General features: G+C 63.4%; 21 protein-coding genes and 1 pseudogene. 2 read left to right on the plus strand and 20 right to left on the minus strand.

Features of this window, described 5'->3' with window-relative positions; translation table 11 throughout:
• The 4 genes and pseudogenes from AWB77_RS14515 to AWB77_RS14530 all read right to left on the minus strand — a co-directional run.
• A pseudogene (locus AWB77_RS14515) lies at nucleotides 1-143 on the minus strand (electron transfer flavoprotein subunit beta/FixA family protein); the annotation flags it as partial.
• A gap of 176 nt (nucleotides 144-319) precedes the next feature.
• Nucleotides 320-1,114 (minus strand): MetQ/NlpA family ABC transporter substrate-binding protein, encoded by a 795-nt coding sequence (locus tag AWB77_RS14520; protein WP_061135159.1) that lies wholly within the window; start codon nucleotides 1,112-1,114, stop codon nucleotides 320-322.
• A 13-nt stretch (nucleotides 1,115-1,127) separates the two neighbouring features.
• Complete coding sequence (locus AWB77_RS14525; protein WP_061135160.1) at nucleotides 1,128-1,781, minus strand: methionine ABC transporter permease; 654 nt, start codon at nucleotides 1,779-1,781, stop codon at nucleotides 1,128-1,130.
• On the minus strand, nucleotides 1,771-2,805 hold the full coding sequence (locus AWB77_RS14530) for a methionine ABC transporter ATP-binding protein (protein ID WP_061135161.1): 1,035 nt from the start codon (nucleotides 2,803-2,805) through the stop codon (nucleotides 1,771-1,773). The genes AWB77_RS14525 and AWB77_RS14530 overlap by 11 nt, the downstream gene beginning before the upstream one ends.
• 166 nt (nucleotides 2,806-2,971) lie before the next feature.
• On the opposite strand from AWB77_RS14530, the gene AWB77_RS14535 reads away from it, so the two are divergent.
• On the plus strand, nucleotides 2,972-3,865 hold the full coding sequence (locus AWB77_RS14535) for an alpha/beta hydrolase (RefSeq protein WP_061135162.1): 894 nt from the start codon (nucleotides 2,972-2,974) through the stop codon (nucleotides 3,863-3,865).
• Here the strand turns inward: AWB77_RS14535 and AWB77_RS14540 are convergent.
• Nucleotides 3,862-4,785, minus strand: coding sequence for a histone deacetylase family protein (locus tag AWB77_RS14540; RefSeq protein WP_061135163.1), 924 nt, complete (start codon nucleotides 4,783-4,785; stop codon nucleotides 3,862-3,864). The two genes, AWB77_RS14535 and AWB77_RS14540, sit on opposite strands and share 4 nt — an antisense overlap.
• A 308-nt stretch (nucleotides 4,786-5,093) precedes the next feature.
• On the opposite strand from AWB77_RS14540, the gene mltB reads away from it, so the two are divergent.
• Nucleotides 5,094-6,266, plus strand: coding sequence for a lytic murein transglycosylase B (mltB, locus tag AWB77_RS14545; RefSeq protein ID WP_061135164.1), 1,173 nt, complete (start codon nucleotides 5,094-5,096; stop codon nucleotides 6,264-6,266).
• A 73-nt stretch (nucleotides 6,267-6,339) separates the two neighbouring features.
• On the opposite strand, the gene cysM is transcribed toward mltB, so the two are convergent.
• The 15 genes from cysM to AWB77_RS14620 all read right to left on the minus strand — a co-directional run bounded on the left by cysM (nucleotide 6,340) and on the right by AWB77_RS14620 (nucleotide 21,390).
• On the minus strand, nucleotides 6,340-7,242 hold the full coding sequence (gene cysM / locus AWB77_RS14550) for a cysteine synthase CysM (protein WP_061135165.1): 903 nt from the start codon (nucleotides 7,240-7,242) through the stop codon (nucleotides 6,340-6,342).
• Between the two features lie 254 nt (nucleotides 7,243-7,496).
• Complete coding sequence (locus AWB77_RS14555) at nucleotides 7,497-7,871, minus strand: ComEA family DNA-binding protein (protein ID WP_061135166.1); 375 nt, start codon at nucleotides 7,869-7,871, stop codon at nucleotides 7,497-7,499.
• A 75-nt stretch (nucleotides 7,872-7,946) separates the two neighbouring features.
• Nucleotides 7,947-8,939 carry an ADP-glyceromanno-heptose 6-epimerase gene (gene rfaD, locus AWB77_RS14560; RefSeq protein WP_061135167.1) on the minus strand — a complete coding sequence of 331 codons (993 nt, stop codon included), beginning with the start codon at nucleotides 8,937-8,939 and terminating at the stop codon, nucleotides 7,947-7,949.
• Between the two features lie 19 nt (nucleotides 8,940-8,958).
• Complete coding sequence (gene rfaE1 / locus AWB77_RS14565; protein ID WP_061135168.1) at nucleotides 8,959-9,933, minus strand: D-glycero-beta-D-manno-heptose-7-phosphate kinase; 975 nt, start codon at nucleotides 9,931-9,933, stop codon at nucleotides 8,959-8,961.
• Entirely contained in the window at nucleotides 9,899-11,302 is a 1,404-nt protein-coding gene (locus tag AWB77_RS14570) for a UDP-glucose dehydrogenase family protein (protein WP_061135169.1), read from the minus strand. Before AWB77_RS14570 ends, rfaE1 begins: the two co-directional genes overlap by 35 nt.
• A gap of 82 nt (nucleotides 11,303-11,384) precedes the next feature.
• Nucleotides 11,385-12,560, minus strand: a complete 1,176-nt coding sequence (gene lapB, locus AWB77_RS14575; protein WP_061135170.1) for a lipopolysaccharide assembly protein LapB — start codon at nucleotides 12,558-12,560, stop codon at nucleotides 11,385-11,387.
• Nucleotides 12,561-12,602: 42 nt separating this feature from the next.
• Nucleotides 12,603-12,896, minus strand: coding sequence for a LapA family protein (locus AWB77_RS14580; protein WP_061135171.1), 294 nt, complete (start codon nucleotides 12,894-12,896; stop codon nucleotides 12,603-12,605).
• 281 nt (nucleotides 12,897-13,177) lie between these two features.
• On the minus strand, nucleotides 13,178-13,507 hold the full coding sequence (locus AWB77_RS14585) for an integration host factor subunit beta (protein ID WP_008342376.1): 330 nt from the start codon (nucleotides 13,505-13,507) through the stop codon (nucleotides 13,178-13,180).
• Between the two features lie 22 nt (nucleotides 13,508-13,529).
• On the minus strand, nucleotides 13,530-15,260 hold the full coding sequence (rpsA, locus tag AWB77_RS14590) for a 30S ribosomal protein S1 (RefSeq protein WP_208601521.1): 1,731 nt from the start codon (nucleotides 15,258-15,260) through the stop codon (nucleotides 13,530-13,532).
• Between the two features lie 105 nt (nucleotides 15,261-15,365).
• Nucleotides 15,366-16,046, minus strand: coding sequence for a (d)CMP kinase (cmk, locus tag AWB77_RS14595; RefSeq protein ID WP_061135453.1), 681 nt, complete (start codon nucleotides 16,044-16,046; stop codon nucleotides 15,366-15,368).
• 61 nt (nucleotides 16,047-16,107) lie between these two features.
• Nucleotides 16,108-17,412 carry a 3-phosphoshikimate 1-carboxyvinyltransferase gene (gene aroA, locus AWB77_RS36855; RefSeq protein WP_061135173.1) on the minus strand — a complete coding sequence of 435 codons (1,305 nt, stop codon included), beginning with the start codon at nucleotides 17,410-17,412 and terminating at the stop codon, nucleotides 16,108-16,110.
• Nucleotides 17,413-17,433: 21 nt separating this feature from the next.
• On the minus strand, nucleotides 17,434-18,354 hold the full coding sequence (locus AWB77_RS36860) for a prephenate dehydrogenase (RefSeq protein ID WP_061135174.1): 921 nt from the start codon (nucleotides 18,352-18,354) through the stop codon (nucleotides 17,434-17,436).
• 34 nt (nucleotides 18,355-18,388) lie between these two features.
• Nucleotides 18,389-19,471, minus strand: coding sequence for a prephenate dehydratase (gene pheA / locus AWB77_RS14610; protein ID WP_061135175.1), 1,083 nt, complete (start codon nucleotides 19,469-19,471; stop codon nucleotides 18,389-18,391).
• Nucleotides 19,472-19,497: 26 nt separating this feature from the next.
• On the minus strand, nucleotides 19,498-20,580 hold the full coding sequence (gene serC / locus AWB77_RS14615) for a 3-phosphoserine/phosphohydroxythreonine transaminase (RefSeq protein ID WP_061135454.1): 1,083 nt from the start codon (nucleotides 20,578-20,580) through the stop codon (nucleotides 19,498-19,500).
• 195 nt (nucleotides 20,581-20,775) lie between these two features.
• On the minus strand, nucleotides 20,776-21,390 hold the full coding sequence (locus AWB77_RS14620; RefSeq protein WP_061135455.1) for a DUF2059 domain-containing protein: 615 nt from the start codon (nucleotides 21,388-21,390) through the stop codon (nucleotides 20,776-20,778).
• Nucleotides 21,391-21,490 lie beyond the last annotated feature (100 nt).

Raw genomic sequence — 21,490 nt, forward strand, 5'->3', positions numbered from 1 at the left:
CGCACCGCTTCTTCCACGGCGATTTCATCGAACGGATTCATCGACATCTTCACGTTGGCGATATCGACGCCCGTGTTATCCGACTTGACCCGGACCTTCACGTTGTAGTCGACCACGCGCTTGACTGGCACCAGAATTTTCATGCACACGCTCCAAAGTTACGATTACGTCAACCCAGCGTCATTATACGAGCGACGCGTCGGATCACCCCTCCAAAACCGGGTGGGGTCGGGTCGTCGTGCATCAGGAATGAGCCAAATTTTATCGAACGATCGTTCTATTTATATCCACGAAAACCCGAAGACGGCCGTGAAAACGATTACCACGCCGTGATCACCGCACCCGCGTATTTTCCTTCTACGAACTGTTTCACTTCCGGCGAGTGATACGCCGCGACGAGCTTTGCGACCCACGGCTTGTCCTTGTCGGCTGCGCGGATCGCGATGATGTTCACGTACGGGCCGCGCGGCTCCTCGATCGCGATCGCGTCCGACTTCGGCTTCAGACCCGCTTCCATCGCGAAGTTCGTGTTGATGGCGGCGGCATCGACGTCGTCGAGCGAGCGCGGAATCTGCGCCGCATCGAGTTCGACGATCTTCAGCTTCTTCGGATTTTCGACGATATCGATCGGCGTCGCTTTCAAGCCCGCGTCGGCGCGCAGCTTGATGAGACCTTGTTTCTGCAGCAGCAGCAACGCGCGGCCGCCGTTGGTCGGATCGTTCGGCACCGCGATGCGCGCGCCGTTGGGCAGCGCCGACAGCGACTTGAGCTTCTTCGAGTAGATGCCCATCGGGAACGTCACGGTATCGGCGACTCTCGCGAGCTTGTAGCCGCGATCCTTCACCTGCGCGTCGAGATACGGCAGATGCTGATAGCTGTTGGCATCGAGATCGCCGGCGGCGAGCGCGGCATTCGGCTGCACGTAGTCCGAGAACTCGACGACGGTGATCTTCAGGCCGTTTTTCGCGGCGACCTGCTTCACCACGTCCATGATCTGCGCGTGCGGGCCGCCGGTCACGCCGATCTTGATGGCTTCGTCGGCGTGCGCGAAGCCGTTGAACAGCGTTGCGCTCAGGAGCGCGGCGGCGAACTTCAGAATGAATCGACGTTGCATGATTTCCGATTGTTTATTTGTGGCTGAGACGACGGACGAGCCAGTCGCCGAACGACTGCACGAGTTGCACGAACACGATGAGAATCACGACGACGGTAACCATCACTTCGGGCAGAAAGCGCTGATAACCGTAGCGGATGCCGAGATCGCCGAGACCGCCGCCGCCGATCGCACCGGCCATCGCCGAATAGCCGACGAGCGAGACGAACGTGATCGTCAGACCGGCGACGACGCCCGGCAGCGATTCCGGCAACAGCACCTTGAAGACGATCTGCGATGTCGTCGCGCCCATCGCCTGCGCAGCTTCGATGAGCCCGCGGTCCACTTCTCGCAGCGCCGTTTCCACGAGCCGCGCGATGAACGGCGCAGCGGCGATGGTCAGCGGCACGACCGCGGCCGCGGTGCCGATCGACGAGCCGACGACGAGCCGCGTGAACGGAATCACCGCGACAAGAAGGATGATGAAGGGCGTCGAGCGCACCGCATTGACGACGCCGCCGAGCACGCGATTCACGCCGATGTTCTGCAGTACGCCATCGCGATCGGTCAGATAGAGCAGCACGCCGAGCGGCAGACCGACCGCCGCGCCGACGAGTCCCGAAATGCCGACCATGATCAGCGTTTCCCAGAACGACTGGACGAACATGTCGAACATTTCACTCAACATGGGACAACTCCTCCACCACGACGCCTTGCGAGCGCAAATATTCGATCGCCTCGGCGATCTTCACCGGCTGGCCGCCCGCGAGCACCGCGAGCGAGCCGAACGCCTGCCCCTGGATCTCGTCGATCTGGCCGTGCAGGATGTTGAAATCGAGCTCGTAGCGGCGGATCGTCTCGGAGAGAATCGGCTGATCGACGCCCGAACCGGTGAACGCGAGGCGCAGCAGATGGCCGCTGCCCGTCTTCAACCGTTCGACGACGCGCGCCTTCAACGCGGGCGGCAGTTCGTGCGCGATCACATCGCCGATCAGCGCGCGCGTGACTTCGTGATGCGGCTGCATGAAGACATCGACGACCTTGCCCTCTTCGACCACGCGCCCCGCGTCGAGCACCGCGACGCGATCGCACACCTGCTTGATGACCTCCATCTGATGCGTGATGAGGACGATCGTGAGACCGAGCTCGCGATTGATCTTGCGCAGCAGATCGAGAATCGCGCGCGTGGTTTCGGGATCGAGCGCGGAGGTGGCTTCGTCGGAAAGCAGCACCTTCGGCTGGCTCGCGAGCGCCCGCGCGATGCCCACGCGCTGCTTCTGCCCGCCGCTGATCTGCGCGGGATACTTGTCCTTGTGCGTCGTGAGGCCAACGAGATCGAGCAGCGGCAGCACGGCCGCTTCGATCTCCGCGCGCTTCTTGCCGGCGAGTTCGAGCGGCAGCGCGACGTTGTCGTACACCGTGCGCGAACTCAGCAAATTGAAATGCTGAAAGATCATGCCGATGTCGCGGCGCGCTGCGCGTAGGTCGTCCTTGCCGAGCGTCGTGAGATCGCGTCCGTCGACGATCACGTTGCCTTCGCTCGGCCGCGTCAGCAGGTTGATGGTGCGCACCAGCGTGCTCTTGCCCGCGCCGCTGCGCCCGATGATGCCGAACACTTCGCCGGCGGGAATCGTCAGATTGACGTTGTGCAGCGCTTCGACCCAGCCTCTGGGTCCCGCGAAGCGCTGCGAAAGGTTGCGTATTTCGATCATGAAAATGCAAACGGCGGAAGGCTCGCCGGGTGAACGCACCCGTGCAGCCGGCCGCCGCTCGTTGTTAGCTGTTTTTGTACCGTAGCCCGCGATTTTACAGGACCCGTTACATTCTGTTTAATAATGAATTCAGATCGGCTAATAACGTGGAGATATTTACTGGCTCATGTCACGCACTACTTATTCGACGAGCGCGGTTACGACGCGGCACGGCGTCGAGTTGTTCCTGCATCGCTGGCAGCCTGTAGCGGATGCCGAACGCGACGCGCCGCACGCCCGCATCGCGCTCATTCACGGTCTGGGCGAGCACGCGGGACGCTACGACGCGCTCGCGGTCGCGCTGAACGCGGCCGGCATCGAACTGATCGCGATCGATCTGCGCGGGCACGGCAAATCGTCGGGCGAGCGCGCATGGGTTCGCGTCTTCACCGACTATCTGCGCGACGCCGACGTGCTGCTCGAAGCCTGCACCGCGACGCCGCCCGCCGGAACGCCGCTATTTCTGATGGGCCACAGCATGGGCGGAACGGTCGCGGCGTTGTACGCCGCCGAGCGCGCGCAGGAGAAAAACCTGGCCGGGCTGATTCTGTCCAGTCCGGCGCTGAAGATCGGCGCGGGCACGCCGCGCTGGAAGGCGAAACTGAGCCGCATCGTCGGGACGGTCGCGCCGCGCGTGGCCGCGTTCAGCATCGATCCCGCGCTGCTGTCGCGCGCGCCTGGCGTCGTCGAAGCGTATAAGCGTGATCCGCTCGTGTTTCACGGCGCGGTTCCGGCGCGCACCGCCGCGCAGATTCTCGCCGGCATGGCGCGCGTGGCGGCCAGTCGCGGCGATATCAAACTGCCGATTCTCGTCTTCCACGGCAGCGCCGATGCAATCTGCGATCCCGCCGGCAGCCGCGAGTTCGAAGCGCACGCGGGATCGACCGACAGCACGCTCGCAATTCACGAAGGCAGCGCGCACGAAACACTCAACGACCTCGACCGCGAGCGCGTGATCCGCGAACTGATCGACTGGACGCTGGTGCGCGCCGATTACGCGCGCACGCACGCGCGTGGCTAGATCTCGGCGAGCACGCGCAGATGCGCGACCACGCTGCGCCCCAGCGCCGACAGGTTGTAGCCGCCTTCCAGACAGCTCACGATGCGCCCTTGCGCATGGCGCTTCGCCACCGCGCGAATCTGCTCGGTGATCCACGCGTAATCGTCCTCGACGAGGCCCATGTTGGCCATGTCGTCTTCGCGGTGCGCGTCGAAGCCCGCCGACACGAAGATCATCTGCGGCTTGAATTCGTCGAGCCGCGGCAGCCACATCATGTCGACGACCTCGCGCACCTGCATGCCCTTCGTGCGCGCGGGCAGCGGCACGTTGACCATGTTGGACGCGTGATTGTCGGCGCCGGAGAACGGATAGAACGGATGCTGGAAAATGCTGCACATCAGCACGCGCGAGTCGCCGCTGAACGCGGCCTCGGTGCCGTTGCCGTGATGCACGTCGAAATCGACGATCGCGACGCGCTGCAGGCCGTGCACTTCGAGCGCATGACGCGCGGCGATCGCGACGTTGTTGAAAAGGCAGAAACCCATCGCGCGCGCGGGTTCCGCATGATGGCCCGGCGGCCGGATGCTGCAGAAGGCGTTGTCGTAGCGCCCTTCGATGACGGCATCCGTTGCCGCGATCGCCGCGCCCGCCGCGCGCAACGCGGCCCGATACGACGCGGGGCACATCGACGTATCTGGATCGAGTTCGCTTCTACCCGACTCCGGCGTGCGGCTCTTGATGTAATCGATATGCGCCTGCGTATGCACGCGGGCGAGCTCGGTTTCCTCCGCGAGCGGCGCTTCCTCACGCTCGATGAGCGAATCGATGCGGCTCGCGATCAGTTGATCTTCGATCGCCTGAAGGCGCGCCGGACATTCGGGATGCCATTGGCCGTTGTCGTGCTGGAGGCAGTCGGGATGGGAGTAAAAGCCGGTGGCCATGATGTCTCGCAATGCCGCTCACGTCGGCTCTCGTCTCGTGTTTTTTCGTCATACGCGACCACGCGGCGCGCATTTGACGTTAAGTTACCACACCGTTGAACACGTCCGGCTCCGTCCGGACGTATGGCCGATATGGGCGCAAGGCGTCGGTTATACTGCCCCGACGCCTTGCCGGCCAAGCGAATGCGCGCGGCATGTTGCAGGCTGTTGCGTTCCGTTGAGAATCGTTGCAGATCGATTCAACTTCTCAGGCGTTTTGGCCGCTCGCGCATCCGGCATCGCCCCTACCGCCCCCAACCACGCACACTATGACTTTCCAGTTTGCTCCGTTCGACTTCACGGCTTCGTTCAAGCCGGCAAAGCGCGCACTCGTCGCTTCCTTCGTCTGCGCGCTCGGCTTTCTCTCAGGCAACAGTGCCCTTGCGCAGTCGCAGCAGTCGCAGCAGCCGCAGGCCGCGACGCCGCAAGGGCAGGTGTTCGAAGAAGAGATCGTGCCGCAGCGCTACGCGAACAATCCGAATGTCGAGGCGTTTATCAACGACATGGTCGCGCGCTACGACTTCGATTCGTCCGCGCTGCACGATCTGTTCGCTCACGTGAGTTATTCCGCGACGGCGGCGAAGCTCGTACTTCCGTCGCCGACGCCGCAGGCCAAAAACTGGCGCGCGTATCAGTCGCGCTTCATCGAGCCGATCCGCATCAATGCCGGCGTGAAGTTCTGGCGCGCCAATCAAGCGACGCTGCAGCGCGCGTCCGAGCAATTCGGCGTGCCGCCGGAGGTGATCGTCGGCATCATCGGCGTGGAGACGATCTACGGGAAGTACATGGGCAACTTCCGCGCGCTCGACGCGCTGACCACGCTCACGTTCGATTATCCGAACACGCCGAATCGCGCCGAGCGCATGGCGACCTTCCGCAAGAATCTCGAAGACCTGCTCGTGTGGACGCGCGATTCGCAGATCGACCCGACGACCGTGCTCGGTTCGTACACCGGCGCTATCGGCATTCCGCAGTTCCTGCCTAGCAGCATCGTGCAATACGCGGTCGATTACGACGGCAACAGCCGCATCGATCTGCGCACGAGCCCGGCGGACGCCATCGGCAGCGTTGCGAACTATCTGAAGCAGAACGGCTGGGAACCGGGCCGTCCGGTCGTGTGGCGCATCGCCGGCGATCCCGGCAGCCAGGGCATCGCGCAGGCCGCCGCGGACGGCTCGCCGGAACCGAAGTGGTCGCTCGCGCAACTGACTAAGGCCGGTATGCTGCTCAACGAACCGGGTCTGAATATCGATGCAGCAGCGGCGACGCCGCTCACCGTCGTCGATCTGCCGACGCCTGGCCGCGCGACCGAATACACGCTGGGCCTGAAGAACTTCTATGTGCTCACGCGCTATAACCGCAGCTTCTTCTACGCGCTCGCGGTGTATCAACTCGGCGAGGCGGTGAAAGCGCGCATGATCGCGGGCGATCCCGGCGCGTGATCGCGCGCGACGCCTGACGTAAAAAAACCCCGGCGCGCCGGGGTTTTTTATCGAACGAACGACAATCGCCGTTTCAGGCCGGGAACACGCCCGTCGACAGATAACGGTCGCCGCGATCGCAGACGATGAACACGATCGTCGCGTTCTCGACCTGACGCGCGACGCGCAGCGCGACTTCGCACGCGCCGCCCGACGAAATGCCCGCGAAAATGCCCTCGACCGATGCGAGGCGCCGCGCCATCGCTTCGGACGCCGCCTGACTCACGTTCTCCACGCGATCCACACGGCTGCGATCGAAAATCTTCGGCAGATACGCTTCCGGCCATTTACGGATGCCCGGAATGCGCGAGCCCTCTTCCGGCTGCGCACCGATGATCTCGATCTTCTGGTTCTGCTCCTTCAGATACTTCGAGACGCCCATGATCGTGCCGGTCGTGCCCATCGACGAGACGAAGTGCGTGAGGCGGCCTTCGGTCTGACGCCACAGTTCGGGACCGGTGGCTTCGTAATGCGCAAGCGGGTTGTCGGGGTTCGCGAACTGATCGAGGATGATGCCGCGTCCGTCGCGCTGCATCTGATCGGCGAGATCGCGCGCGTATTCCATGCCGCCCGTCACGGGCGTCAGCACGATTTCCGCGCCGTATGCCGCCATGCTCTGACGACGTTCGATCGACAGATCTTCCGGCATCAGCAGCACCATCTTGTAGCCGCGCATCGCGGCGGCCATCGCGAGCGCGATCCCGGTATTGCCGCTCGTCGCTTCGATCAGTGTATCGCCCGGCTTGATGCGGCCGCGCTCTTCAGCTTTCCTGATCATCGACAAAGCCGGGCGGTCCTTCACCGAACCCGCCGGATTGTTGCCTTCGAGCTTGCCCAGCACGACGTTGTTGCGGCTGCGGATTTCATCGTCCACGACGCGGACGAGTTGCACGAGCGGCGTGTTGCCGATCGTGTCTTCGATAGTCATGTAAGCCATATGCGGAGCGGATTCATTCCCCGCCGACGACACGTCTGTGCGCGGGAATTTCGATATAGGGATGCGTCGATTGTAGCCCACCGGTCCCGCCGATGCCGGCGCACCCCTCTCGCGCGGATGGAATGCCGTTCGCGCGCGCCGCCCGCGCACGCAAAAACCCCACGGGGAGGTCGTCCGCGGGGGAGCCTAAAACATCCGAAGGCTGAAGGAGATCGTGGGCGCGCGCTTCACCATGGCGCGCGCCGCGAATCCGGCTACTTCTTCACGATGACCGGTTTGGCCGCCGCCGACGCGGACACCTGCGTCGCGACCGCCGAATTTGCCGCGCCCGGCGGTGCGGCAAGCGCCGCGGTCTTGCTGGTTGCGCCGATGGTCAGCCCTTCGGCTTCGAGACGCTGGACCGTCTTGCCGCCCATGCCTTTCACGCGCGTGCTGAGGTCGCCCGCGTCCTTGAAGGGACCGTGCGCCTGACGTTCATCGAGGATGGCTTTCGCCTTCGCCGGACCGATGCCCTTGATGCCCCGCAGCGCGTCGGCATTCGCGGTGTTGACGTCGACGGCCGCCCACGCGCTGCCGATGGAAAAAAGGAGCGCGAATGCGGCGATCGACGAGAGTGCTTGCTTGAACATGACTGAGTCTCCGTGAGGAACCGGCCGGCACCAGCGCCAACCGTGAGACCCAGTTTAATGACGCTCGAAACGCGTTTATAGCTGGCCGAATAGCCAACGCACGTAGCGGTCGACGCCTTCCTGAACCGTGAGAAAAGAGGCGTCATAGCCCGCCGCGCGCAGCTTCGACTGATCCGCTTGCGTGAAGCATTGATACTTGCCGCGCAGCGCGTCCGGAAACGGCACGTACTCGATCAGCCCGCGCTGCACGAGTTCCGCGAGCGACAGCGCCGCTTCGCCGTTCATCGCGCGAAGCGAGTTCACAACGGTCGATGCGATGTCGTTGAACGGCTGCGCGCGTCCGGTGCCGAGATTGAAGATGCCCGATTTCTCCGGATGATCGAAGAAAAACAGGTTCACCTTCACGACGTCTTCGACCGAAATGAAGTCGCGCGTCTGCTCGCCGGCCGCATAGCCGTTGTATTCGCCGAAGAGCTTGACCTTGCCTTCCGAGCGGAACTGGTTGAAGTTGTGGAACGCGACCGACGCCATGCGCCCCTTGTGCGTCTCGCGCGGGCCGTAGACGTTGAAATAGCGAAAGCCGACGATCTGGCTCCCCGCCTTCGGCAGCACTTGCCGCACGATCTGATCGAAGAGGAACTTCGAATAGCCGTAGACGTTGAGCGGCTTCTCGACTTCGCGCTCTTCGACGAAGCGGCTCGATCCGCCGTACGTCGCCGCCGACGACGCGTACAGGAACTGCGCGCCCTGCTCGAGGCACGTGTCCATCACGTCGCGGCTGTAGCGGAAGTTGTTGTCCATCATGTAGCGGCCGTCGGTCTCCATCGTGTCCGAACAGGCGCCTTCATGGAAGACCGCGCGCACGCGGCCGAAATCGCCGCGCTTGAAGCGTTCGACGAACTCGATTTTATCGAGGTAATCGTCGATCTCGCAATCGACGAGATTCTTGAACTTGTCGGCGCGCGTGAGATTGTCGACCGCGATCACGCGGTTCTCGCCGCGCTCGTTGAGCGCCTTGACGATATTGCTGCCGATGAATCCGGCAGCACCGGTAACGATGATGGTCATGGCGAAGGTTCAGGTAAGGTCAGGCGAAGAGTTCGTTGTAGTCGACGGTCGCCGTACCGAGCTTGCCCACGACGATGCCCGCCGCGCGGTTCGCATAGACGATCGAGTCGACGAGCGGCACGCCCGCGCCCAGCATGGTCGCGACCGTTGCGATGACGGTGTCGCCGGCGCCCGAGACATCATACACTTCGCGTGCTTCCGCCGACGTGTGCAGCACGCGGTCCTCCGTGAAGAGCGTCATGCCCTCTTCCGAGCGCGTGAGCAGGAGCGCGGAGAGATCGAGATCGGCGCGCAGCTTCGTCACGCGCGCTTGCAGGTCTTCCTCGGATTTCCATTGCCCGATCACTTCGCGCAGTTCGGCGCGGTTCGGCGTGATGAGCGTCGCGCCGCGATATCGGTCCCAGTCGTCGCCCTTCGGATCGACGAGCACCGGCTTACCGGCGCGCTTCGCGTCCGCGATCATCTGCGTGACGTGCGTGAGGCCGCCCTTCGCGTAATCGGACATGAGAATCACGTCGTGCTGCGGCAGAATTTCCGCGAAGCGTTCGAGACACGCGCGCAGCACTTCGTGATTCGGCGTGTTCTCGAAATCGACGCGCAGCAGTTGCTGCTGACGCGACAGCACGCGCAGCTTGATCGTCGTCAAGAGTTCGGGATCGCGTTCGAGATGCGCGGCGACCTTGCTCTCGCCGAGCAGTTCGACAATGCGCTCGCCCGGCTCGTCATGCCCGACCACGCAGAGCAGGCCCGCCTGCGCGCCGAGGGCCGCCGCGTTGCGCGCGACGTTCGCCGCGCCGCCCAGCCGGTCTTCCTTTTTCTGCACGTGCACGACCGGCACCGGCGCTTCGGGCGAAATACGGTTCACGTCGCCGAACCAGTAGCGGTCCAGCATCACGTCCCCGACGACGAGCACGCGCGCCGCGCAGACGCGCGCGAGCGGCACGACAGGAATCTCGGGCTTAGTTGCTGCTGCCGTGGCGGTCGAGTTCGACATGGGGACGTCCTATTGCAAAATAGTCGATGCCCATTTCGGCCATCGATTCCGGTTCATACAGATTGCGGCCATCGAAGATCACCGGCGTCTTCAATGCGCTCTTCAAGTGCCAGAAATCCGGGCTCTTGAATTCCTTCCATTCGGTCACGATGACGAGCGCATCCGCGCCCGTCAGCGCATCCTGTTGCGTGTTCACGAGATGCAGGCGCTTCAGATCGTCCGGGCGGTCGGCAAGATCGAGCGCGAAGACGCGCTGAGCTTCGTCGCGCGCGACGGGATCGTAGCCGCGCACCGTCGCGCCGCGCGCCAGCAGCGCCTCGATGATGCGCCGGCTCGACGCCTCGCGCATGTCGTCGGTATTGGGCTTGAACGCGAGCCCCCACACGGCGAACGTGCGCCCGCGCAAGTCCTCGCCCATGCGCTTCACGATCTTGTTGACGAGCACGCTCTTCTGATCGTTATTGACCGCTTCGACCGCTTCGAGCACGCGCAGCGTGTGACCGTTCTCGCGCGCGGTCTGCGCGAGCGCCTGCACGTCCTTCGGGAAGCACGAGCCGCCGTAACCGCAGCCCGCGTACAGGAAGTGATAGCCGATGCGCGGGTCCGAGCCCATGCCGCGCCGCACCGATTCGATATCGGCGCCGACGGTATCCGCGAGATTCGACAGATCGTTCATGAACGAGATGCGCGTCGCGAGCATCGCGTTGGCGGCGTACTTCGTGAATTCCGCCGAACGCACGTCCATGTACAGCGTGCGCTCGTGATTGCGGTTGAACGGCGTGTAGAGGCGCTTCATCTTCTCGCGCGCGAGGTCGCCCGCGCGGTCGTCGTCGATGCCGATCACGATGCGATCCGGCCGCATGAAGTCGTCGACGGCGGCGCCCTCCTTCAGGAACTCAGGATTCGACACGACCGAGAAACCGTGCTTCTCCGAGCCCTCGAGCCCGCGCGCCTTCAGCTCTTCGTCGACGGCGCGCTTCACCTGCAGCGCCGTGCCGACCGGCACCGTCGATTTATCGACGATCACCTTGAAGCCGTTCGAATACTTGCCGATATTGCGCGCGGCGGCGAGCACGTACTGCAAGTCGGCGGAACCGTCTTCGTCGGGCGGCGTGCCGACCGCGATGAATTGAATATCGCCGTGCTCGACGCTCGCTTTCACGTCGGTGGAAAACTGGATGCGGCCCGCCGCGCGCGTGCGCCTCAGCATTTCCTGTAGGCCCGGCTCGTGGATAGGCACGCCGCCACTGTTGAGAATTTCGATCTTGCGCGGATCGACATCCACGCAAAACACGTCATTGCCGATTTCGGCAAGACACGCGCCGGTCACAAGACCGACGTAACCCGTGCCGACGATGGTCACTTTCATACGCTTTCCGGTTGCTTTTGAAATGCCGGTGGCGGAAGCGGCGCGCTCGTGCGCCGCCAGATGTCAGACTCGCCGCGCGGGCTCAGGCCGAACTGGTGATCGGCTCGACGCGGCGCGGCGCGTAGGTTTCCCAGCCGCTGCAGCCGGGACATTGCCAATAGAATAGCCGTGCGCGGAAGCCGCAAGTTTGACACGTATAGCGCGGCAGATTCTTAGTGCGCTGTTTCACGAGATTACGCATCAGTTCGAGCTCGCCGCGGCGCGGCTCGTCGGCCGTCGCTTCCTGCGCTTCGAGCAGGCGCGTCATGCCCGCGAGATTCGGCGCGCTCTGCATCTGCCGCCGCGCGAGTTCGTGGGCGGCGTCCAGTCCGCGCAAGTCCTGCACGTGCTTGTAGGCGACATCGAGCAGATCATTCGACGGATACCGCGTCGCGTAGTCGATCAGCAGATCGACGCCCTCTTCCTTGCGCCCGAGCGCGGCGTACGCCTTCATCAGCTTCTCGGCGACGAGCGGCAGATACGCCTCGTTCTGCGCCTCGACGCGCTTCCAGTGCGCGATCGCGGCATCGACATTGCCAGCGGCTGCTTCGACATCGCCCGCGAGGATCGTCGCGCGCACGTTGTCCGGATTCGATGCCAGCGCGAGCTTCAGTTCGGCGCGCGCGCCATCGGGATTCTTGCGCTGCAACGCTTCCTGCGCAAGTTCGCAGTGAAAATGCGCGATCTCCATATGCAGCGACGGCGCGCCCATCTTTTCGATCTGCTCGGCCGTCGCGATCGACTTCGGCCAGTCCTTCTCGATTTCGTAGATGGTCAGAAGCGCGCGCTGCGCACCAAGCGAATACTCGCCTGCGTTCAGCGACTTGAACGTTTCCTCCGCGCGATCCAGCAGGCCCGCCTTCAGGAAGTCCTGCCCGAGTTCATACAGCGCGTGGTCACGCTCGGCGACGGGCAAGTCGGCGCGGCTCAACAGATTCTGATGCACGCGGATCGCGCGATCAGTTTCGCCACGGCGACGAAACAGGTTGCCGAGCGCAAAATGCAATTCGATGGTTTCGGGATCGAGCTTGGCGACTTCGATGAACGCATCGATCGCCTTGTCGTGTTGCTCATTGAGCAGAAAATTGAGGCCGCGAAAGTACGAGCGCGGCAGATTCGCATTCTCGGAAAGCAGCGTTTTCAGGTCGTAGCGGGACGCGATCCAACCTAGCGCGAAAGCTACGGGGATGACGAGCAGCCACCAGAAGTCGAGATCCATGCGATTAGTCGTTCAATGTTGGGTGTCTGCTTGCGCGGCGGCTCAGATGAGTGGCGGCATCGGCGGTTCTTCCTTGACCACCGGCGTTTCGCGCGCGACGCGCAGTTCGCGCTTCAGGCGCCCATTCTCCATGCGCAGGCGCACCATCGCCGGCACGGCGGAGACGAGTCCCGCCAGCAATCCGACGACGAAAAACGCGAGGCCGATCAGGATCAGCGGCGCCTGCCACGCGTAGCCCGCGAGGAAGTTCAGCGTCGCGGGCTGGGTATTGGCGAGCGCCAGCACCAGCAAAAGCACGAACACCAGAACGCGGATCAGCCAGACGATGAATTTCATGTAGGGTCTCGCAAGAGCGGTTGCACCAGACGGCCCGTGCTTTACGGCCGGGCCTTCGCGGTTGAACACTCAGGTCAAAGTGACCGGTATTGTAATTGATGCTCAGGAGCGCAGACACATGCCCGCTCCCACCCGATTCGAGCAAGTGCCGCACCCGTCACCGCAACCGCGCCGCGCGCATGACGCGAGGCATAAAAAAAAAGCACCCCGCAGGGTGCTTTTTCTGGTCGATTGCCTCGTGGCGGAAGCCGCGGTCCGGGAAGTCCGCGGATGCGCGCCGATCAGAGATCGTCCGCATCGTCGTCATTCGACGCTTTCAGCGGCTCGCCCGCACGGCCATCGACGCGTTCGCGCAATTCCTTGCCCGGCTTGAAGTGCGGCACGAATTTCTCCGGTACCAGCACCTTCTCGCCCGACTTGGGATTACGCCCGACGCGCGACGGACGACGATTGAGCCCGAAGCTGCCGAAGCCGCGAATCTCGATGCGGTGACCGTTGGCCAGAGCCTCCGACATCGCATCGAGCATCGTCTTCACCGCGAAATCCGCATCCTTGAGAACAAGTTGCGGAAATCGCGACGCCAACTGGGCGACCAATTCCGATTTGGTCATACTTCAGCTTGCCGTTGAGGGCTTAGCTGTTCTGGCCGTCGAGCTTGGCCTTGAGCAGCGCGCCGAGGTTGGTCGTGCCGGTCGCGGCGGCGTTCGTGTCGCCCTGCAGGCTGCGCATGGCTTCCTGCTGTTCGGCCGAATCCTTCGCCTTGATCGACAGGTTGATGCCACGCGACTTGCGATCGATGTTGATGATCATCGCGTTGACCTTGTCGCCTTCCTTCAGCACGTTGCGCGCATCTTCCACGCGGTCTTGTGCGATTTCCGAAGCACGCAGGTAGCCTTCGACTTCGCCGGACAGCGTGACGACCGCACCCTTCGGATCGACCGACTTCACAACGCCGTCGACGATCGCGCCCTTGTCGTTGATCGCCACGAAGTTGTTGAACGGATCGCCTTCGAGCTGCTTGATACCGAGCGAGATGCGTTCCTTGTCCACGTCGATGCCCAGAACCACGGCTTCGACTTCGTCGCCCTTCTTGTACTTGCGGACGGCTTCTTCGCCGGTTTCCGACCACGACAGATCCGACAGGTGAACCAGACCGTCGATGCCGCCAGGCAGACCGATGAACACGCCGAAGTCGGTGATCGACTTGATGGCGCCGCTGATCTTGTCGCCCTTCTTGAAGTTGCGGCTGAAGTCATCCCACGGATTCGGCTTGCACTGCTTCATGCCGAGGGAGATACGGCGGCGGTCTTCGTCGATTTCGAGAACCATGACTTCGACTTCGTCGCCCAGTTGCACGACCTTCGACGGCGCGACGTTCTTGTTGGTCCAGTCCATTTCCGACACGTGGACCAGGCCTTCGATGCCCGATTCCACTTCGACGAATGCGCCGTAGTCGGTGATGTTCGTGACCTTGCCGAACAGGCGCGTGCCCGACGGGTAACGGCGCGAGATGCCTTCCCAGGGATCGTCGCCGAGTTGCTTGATGCCGAGCGAAACGCGGTTCTTCTCTTGGTCGAACTTGAGGATCTTGGCCGTGACTTCCTGGCCGACCGACAGCACTTCCGACGGGTGACGCACACGGCGCCATGCGATGTCGGTGATGTGCAGCAGGCCGTCGATGCCGCCGAGGTCCACGAACGCGCCGTAGTCGGTGATGTTCTTGACCACGCCTTCGACGATCGCGCCTTCCTTCAGCGTCTCGAGCAGCTTTGCGCGCTCTTCGCCTTGCGTCGCTTCGATGACAGCGCGGCGCGACAGCACGACGTTGTTACGCTTGCGGTCGAGCTTGATGACACGGAATTCCAGCGTCTTGCCTTCGTACGGCGTCGTGTCCTTGACCGGACGCGTGTCGACGAGCGAACCCGGCAGGAACGCGCGGATGCCATTGACCATGACGGTCATGCCGCCCTTGACCTTGCCCGTGATCGTGCCGGTCACGAGTTCGTTGTTGTCCAGCGCCTTTTCCAGCGACAGCCACGAAGCCAGACGCTTCGCCTTGTCGCGCGACAGGATGGTGTCGCCATAGCCGTTTTCCAGCGCGTCGATCGCGACGGAAACGAAGTCGCCCGCCTGCACTTCCACTTCACCCGCGTCGTTCAGGAATTCTTCGAGCGGAATATAGGCTTCGGACTTGAGACCAGCGTTCACGACCACGAAGTTGTGGTCGACACGCACGACTTCGGCGGAGATCACTTCGCCGGCGCGCATGTCCTGCTTGGTCAGCGACTCTTCGAACAGAGCCGCAAAGGATTCGGTATTCGGGGTGGAGGTTTGCAGGTCGGACATAAAAATCTGTATTTGCACGGCCTTTGCGCGGTGGTCTCGGTATTGAGACCGGTGAGGCGCAACGCCATACGGGGTTAAGTGGTTTAACACACGCTTCGCCTCCCGGCGAAGCACCTTACGGCACTACACGCGAATTGCGCTGTACCAGCCGATGATCTGTTCGACCGCTTGGTCGATCGACAAACCGGAGGTGTCCAGCGTCTTCGCATCCGCCGCGGGCTTGAGCGGCGCGGCGCTCCGGTTCATGTCCCGGTCGTCGCGCGCGCGCAAATCTCGCAGCAAGTCATCCATATTAGCAGAAAAACCTTTTTGCATCAATTGCTTATGCCGTCTGGCCGCGCGCGCCTCGGCGCTCGCAGTCAAAAATACCTTCAGCGTGGCGTCGGGGAAGATGACGGTGCCCATGTCGCGGCCGTCGGCGACGAGGCCCGGGCGCTTGCGAAAGGCCCGCTGGCGCGCGACGAGCGCCTGGCGCACTTCGGGGTGAACGGCGATCGCGGAGGCGCGGTTGCCGACTTCCTCGCGCCGGATTTCGCCCGAGACATCCACGCCGTCGAGCTGCGCGCAACCTTCGCGGAAGGTGATATGGAGCGCTTCGACGAGTTTTGCAAGGCCGGGCGCGTCGTCCTTCCCCACCTCGTAGCGGATGCTCGCAAGCGCGGCGAGCCGGTACAGCGCGCCGCTGTCGAGCAGGTGAAAGCCGAGCGTCGCCGCGACGACCGCCGCGACCGTGCCCTTGCCCGACGCCGTCGGCCCGTCGATGGTGATCACTGGAGTAGGGTCGAATGGACGGGTCGGTTTCATTGAGTCTGGCCGTTCTGGCCCGTTGTTGCGGTTGTCGAAATCGATGGCATCGCGTTTCACGTCACACCTTCACGAGCGTCGAGAAGCGATCGAAATAATCGGGGAAAGTCTTGTTCACGCATTTCGGATCGTTGATGCGCACCGGCACGCGGCCGAGGCTCACGAGCGAAAAGCACATTGCCATGCGGTGATCGTCGTAGGTGTCGATCGCGGCGTTCGGCGTCAACGCGTCAGGAGGCGTGACGACCAGATAGTCCGCGCCCTCTTCCACCGTCGCGCCGACCTTGCGCAGTTCGGTCGCCATCGCGGCGATGCGGTCGGTTTCCTTCACGCGCCAGCTCGCGATATTGCGCAGCGTCGTCGTGCCGCTCGCGAAAAGCGCGGCCACGGCGATCGTCATCGCGGCATCGGGGATCAGGTTGAAGTCCATGTCGATGGGCGCGAGCCTGCCATCGTCCGATTCCACGCCGCGCACTTCGATCCAGTCCTCGCCCATCATCACGTTCGCGCCCATGCGATTCAGCGCATCCGCGAAACCGACATCGCCCTGGATGCTCGAACGTCCGACGCCTTCCACGCGCACCGGGCCGTGACCGATCGCGCCCGCCGCCAGAAAATACGACGCCGACGACGCGTCGCCTTCCACCATGATCGCGCCCGGCGATGTGTAGCTCACGCCTGCGGGCACGGTGAAGCGCCCCCAGCCGTCGCGTTCGACGTTCACGCCGAAGCGCGCCATCAGACGAATCGTGATTTCGATGTACGGCTTCGAGATGAGTTCACCTTCGATCTCGATCGTCACGGGACCGTCACGGCCCTCGACGACCGGCAGGCTCATCAGGAGCGCGGTGAGAAACTGGCTCGACACGTCGCCGCGCACGCGGATCGGACGGTCGATCGCGATTTTCGCGGGATGAATCCTGAGCGGCGGAAAGCCGTCGTTGAGTTCGTAGTCGATCGCGGCGTTGATCTGGCGCAGCCCGTCGACGAGATCGCCGATCGGCCGCTCGTGCATGCGCGGCACGCCGTGTACCCGATATTCGCCGCCGTTCACCGCCAGCGCCGCGGTCAGCGGACGAACCGCCGTGCCCGCGTTGCCGAGAAACAGTTCCGCCGATTTCGACGGAAACGCGCCGCCCGTGCCGCCGACGATCACGCGGTCGGCGTCCTCGCGCACATCGACGCCGAGCGTCCTGAGCGCATCGAGCATGACGCGCGTGTCGTCGGAATCGAGCAGATTGGTGATCGACGTCTCGCCGTTCGACAACGCCGCGAGCAACAGCACGCGGTTCGAAATGCTCTTCGAACCGGGCAGGCGCACCGTACCGGACGCGCGGGAGAAAGGTCCGAGATCGAGATGTTCCATGTTGTTTCCTTGGGTCACAGCTTATTTCGCGGCGATATCGTTCGACGGCTTGATGCCGCCGCGTTCCTGCCACTCCTTGCGCGCGACGCGAGAACGCGCGAACGCCGCTTCGAGCGCCGCGCCATCCGATGCGTCGATCGCCGCACGAAAACGCGCGAGCACGGCGGTGTAGTCGTCGAGTTCGGCGAGCAGCGCGGCGCGGTTCGCAAGACAGATGTCGCGCCACATTTCCGGGCTCGACGCCGCGATGCGCGTGAAATCGCGGAATCCGCCCGCAGCGAACGAGAATTTTAGATCGGCGTCGGGCGTGTCGAGAATCTGGTCGACGAGCGCGAACGACAGCACGTGCGGCAGATGACTCACCGACGCGAACACGCGATCGTGCTGCGCCTCGCTCATCTCGCGCACGCACGCGCCGGTCGCGCGCCACATCGACGCGATGCGTTCGACATCATCCGTTGCATTTTCAGGCAGCGGACACAGCACGACATTGCGATCGACGTACAGGTCGGGCAACGCCGCATCGACGCCGCTCGACTCGCGCCCGGCGATCGGATGGCCGGGCACGAACTGCGCGGCACGCGCACCGAGCGCGCGCCTTGCCGCCGCGACGACATCGGTTTTCGTGCTGCCGGCGTCGGTGACGATAGTTCGCGCGTCGAGAAACGGCGCGATGCGCGCGAGCAGCGGCTCCGTCTGCGCGACGGGCGCGGCGAGCAGCACGACGTCGGCGCCCTTCAGCGCGTTCGACAGCGCGATGTCGTCGTCGAGCGCGGCGGCTTCGTCGATCACGCCGAGTTCGAGCGCGCGCGCGACCGACGCGGCCGTTCGCCCCACGCCGACGACGCGCCCCGCGAGTCCCGCGCGCTCACGCAACGCGCGCGCGAGCGACCCGCCGATCAGCCCGACGCCGAAAATAACCAGTTTGTTGAAAGAGAACATCGATGCAGCCTGAAGCGGAAAACGAAACGGCCGCTCAGCGCGCCCGCGGATACGAACCGAGGATCTTGAGGAACGCGGACTTGGCGCCGAGTTCTTCGAGCGCGGCGGCGACCGCGGCATCGTCGCGATGGCCTTCGATATCGATATAGAAGTAGTACTCCCACGCGCCCGAGCGCGCGGGACGCGACTCGAAACGCGTCATCGATACGCCGTGCTTCGCGAGCGGCTCCAGCAGCTTGAACACCGCGCCGGATTCATTCTTCACCGTGACGATGAGCGAAGTCTGATCGTGGCCGCTGGAATCCGTCGGCTGCTTGCCGATGATCACGAAGCGTGTGCGATTGTGCGGATCGTCCTGGATCATCGAGAACACGACACCCAGGCCGTAATGCGTGGCGGCGCGATCGCCGGCGATGGCCGCGACCGTCGGATCCTCGAGCGCCATGCGCGCGGCTTCCGCATTGCTCGATACCGCTTGCCGCTCCAGATGCGGCACGTTCGCCGACAGCCAGCGCTGGCACTGCGCGAGCGCCTGCGGATGCGCGCACACGCGCTTCACGCCGTCGAGCGTGCCAGACGCGGTCAGCAGATTGTGATGGATCGGCAGCGCGAGTTCGCCGCCTATCGAAAGCGACGTCTGCAGCAACAAATCGAGCGTGCGCGACACCGCGCCTTCCGCCGAATTTTCGACCGGCACGACGCCGTACTGCGCGGCGCCCGCCTCCACTGCGCGGAACACTTCGTCGATCGACGGGCACGGCACGCCCTGAATCGAATGCCCAAAGTATTCGAACATCGCCTGTTCGCTGTACGTGCCGACCGGGCCGAGGAACGCGGCGCTGATGGTCTGCTCGAGCGCGCGGCTCGCGGCCATGATCTCGCGCCAGATCGACGCGATATGCTCGGCTGCGAGCGGCCCGTTGCTCATCTGTTGCAGACGCGCGATGACCTGCATCTCGCGCTCCGGACGAAACACGGGCGCGTTGAAATGCTTCTTCACCTCGCCGACTTCGAGCGCGACGGAAGCACGCTGATTCAACAGCGCGATGAGCTGCGCGTCGAGCGCATCGATGCGCTCTCGCAGCGGTTTGAGTCTTGAATTGAGATCGTCGTCCATGCGGTGCTTGATGTTTGAAGCCGGGTTTAAGCGCTTTCGCGCTCGAATTCCTTCATGTAATCGACGAGGGCTTTCACGCCCTCGATCGGCACCGCGTTGTAGATCGATGCCCGCATGCCGCCGACGGACTTGTGGCCCTTCAGTTGCAACAGCCCGCGCGCCTTCGCGCCGGCCAGAAAATCGGTATTGCGCGATTCGTCGGCGAGGAAGAACGGCACGTTCATGCGCGAACGGTTCTGACGCTCGACCTTGTTGACGTAGAAACCGCTGGAATCGATGGTGTCGTAAAGCAGCTTCGCCTTCTCGACGTTGCGCTTCTCGATTGCGTCGAGACCGCCCTGCTTCTTCAGCCACTTGAAGACGAGCCCGGCGATGTAGATCGCGTACGTGGGCGGCGTGTTGTACATCGAGTTGTTCTCGGCGACCGTCTTCCACTCGAACGCCGACGGGCAAATGGGCAGCGCGCGGTCGAGCAGATCTTCGCGCACGATCACGACCGTCACGCCCGCCATGCCGATGTTCTTCTGCGCGCCGCCGAAGAGCACGCCGTATTTGGCGATATCCATCGGGCGCGACAGGATATGCGACGATGCATCCGCGACGAGCGGGATGTCGCCGAGATCGGGAATCTCGAAGGCTTCGACGCCGTCGATGGTCTCGTTGCTGCACAGATGCACGTAAGCCGGATCGTCCGAGAGCTTCCACTCGTCGAAGCCCGGCACGCGTGTGAAGCCGGCTTCGGTCTTGCCGCTTGCCGCGAGATGCGGCGTGCCGTACTTCTGCGCTTCCTTGAACGATTTCGTCGACCATGAACCGGTCACGACGAAGTCGGCGGTCTGCTTCGCGCCGAGCAGATTCATCGGCACGATGGCGTTTTCGCCGATGCCGCCGCCCTGCAGAAACAGAATACGATGCGATGCCGGGACGTTGAGGAGGTCGCGCAGATCGGTGAGCGCCGCTTCGTGAATCGACATGAACTCCGCGCCGCGGTGGCTCATTTCCATCACGCTCATCCCGCTGCCTTGCCAGTCGAGCATTTCATCGGCTGCTTGCCTCAGGACTTCTTCTGGCATGGCGGCTGGGCCGGCGGAGAAATTGAACACGCGCATCTGGAGATCCCGGAATTCCGACTGGGCAGGCGCGGATCGACGGCCGATGCAACGAACGCCGTGTTTCTCGTGCCCGAAAAAGAAATGGCTGCTTGCGCTCACGCGCAAACAGCCATTATCGCACTGTCCTGAAAACCCGCCAATGCGCGAGGCGGCAAGCCTCGCGTGGACGGAATTGTCAGGCAGTCGCCGAACTTACTTCGCGCTCGGCTTGACGCTCGCCACTTCCTGATCGGCTTGCGTGCGCGTCGCCTTGATGGCTTGCGGCATGTACTTTTGCATCAGGCCGTTCACGACGTCGCGGCCAACCTGGTCCTGAACCTGGATGAACTTGCGGCCCGTCGTGCTCTTGTAGAAGTTGGTCAGGTCCTTGATCTCGTCGGTCGAGTAGTACTTCGCGTACGCGTCGTACTGAGCCTGCATCGCGTCCTTGCGGAACGCGTCGGTCGCGAAGACCTGGCCAGCGGAATCGACGAGCTTCGGCACTGCGTTCTTTTGCAGCGACGGCACGGCGGCTTGCTTCTGCTTGTCGTTCATCGTCTTGTTCTCGGACAGCGCGTCCGAGAGGATCGCCGGCACGAGTTGCTTCGATTGCATCTGCGCGCTGTTGCCGATCGCGCCGACCAGCTTCTGAGCGTCGATCGCGTCGAGCAGGTCCTTGATCGCGGCTTGCTTGGCCGGATCAACCGGTGCTGCTGCGGCCGCCGGTGCGGCCGACTGTGCGGGCGCCTGATTCTGAAGCGACTGAGCCATCGCGAAAGTCGGCACGAAAGCGGCCAGCAACATCCACTGCTTGAAACGTCCTTGCATCATTACTCCCTGTAAAAAATATCCAGTTCAGCACTGGCGACGAGCCTTGCCGGTGTTTCCGATGCCGGCACCGGCTCATGTCACGTCGCGCAGCTTAACT

The organism is Caballeronia fortuita (genome assembly GCF_001544835.2).
In the GTDB taxonomy this organism is placed as follows: Bacteria; Pseudomonadota; Gammaproteobacteria; order Burkholderiales; family Burkholderiaceae; genus Caballeronia; species Caballeronia fortuita.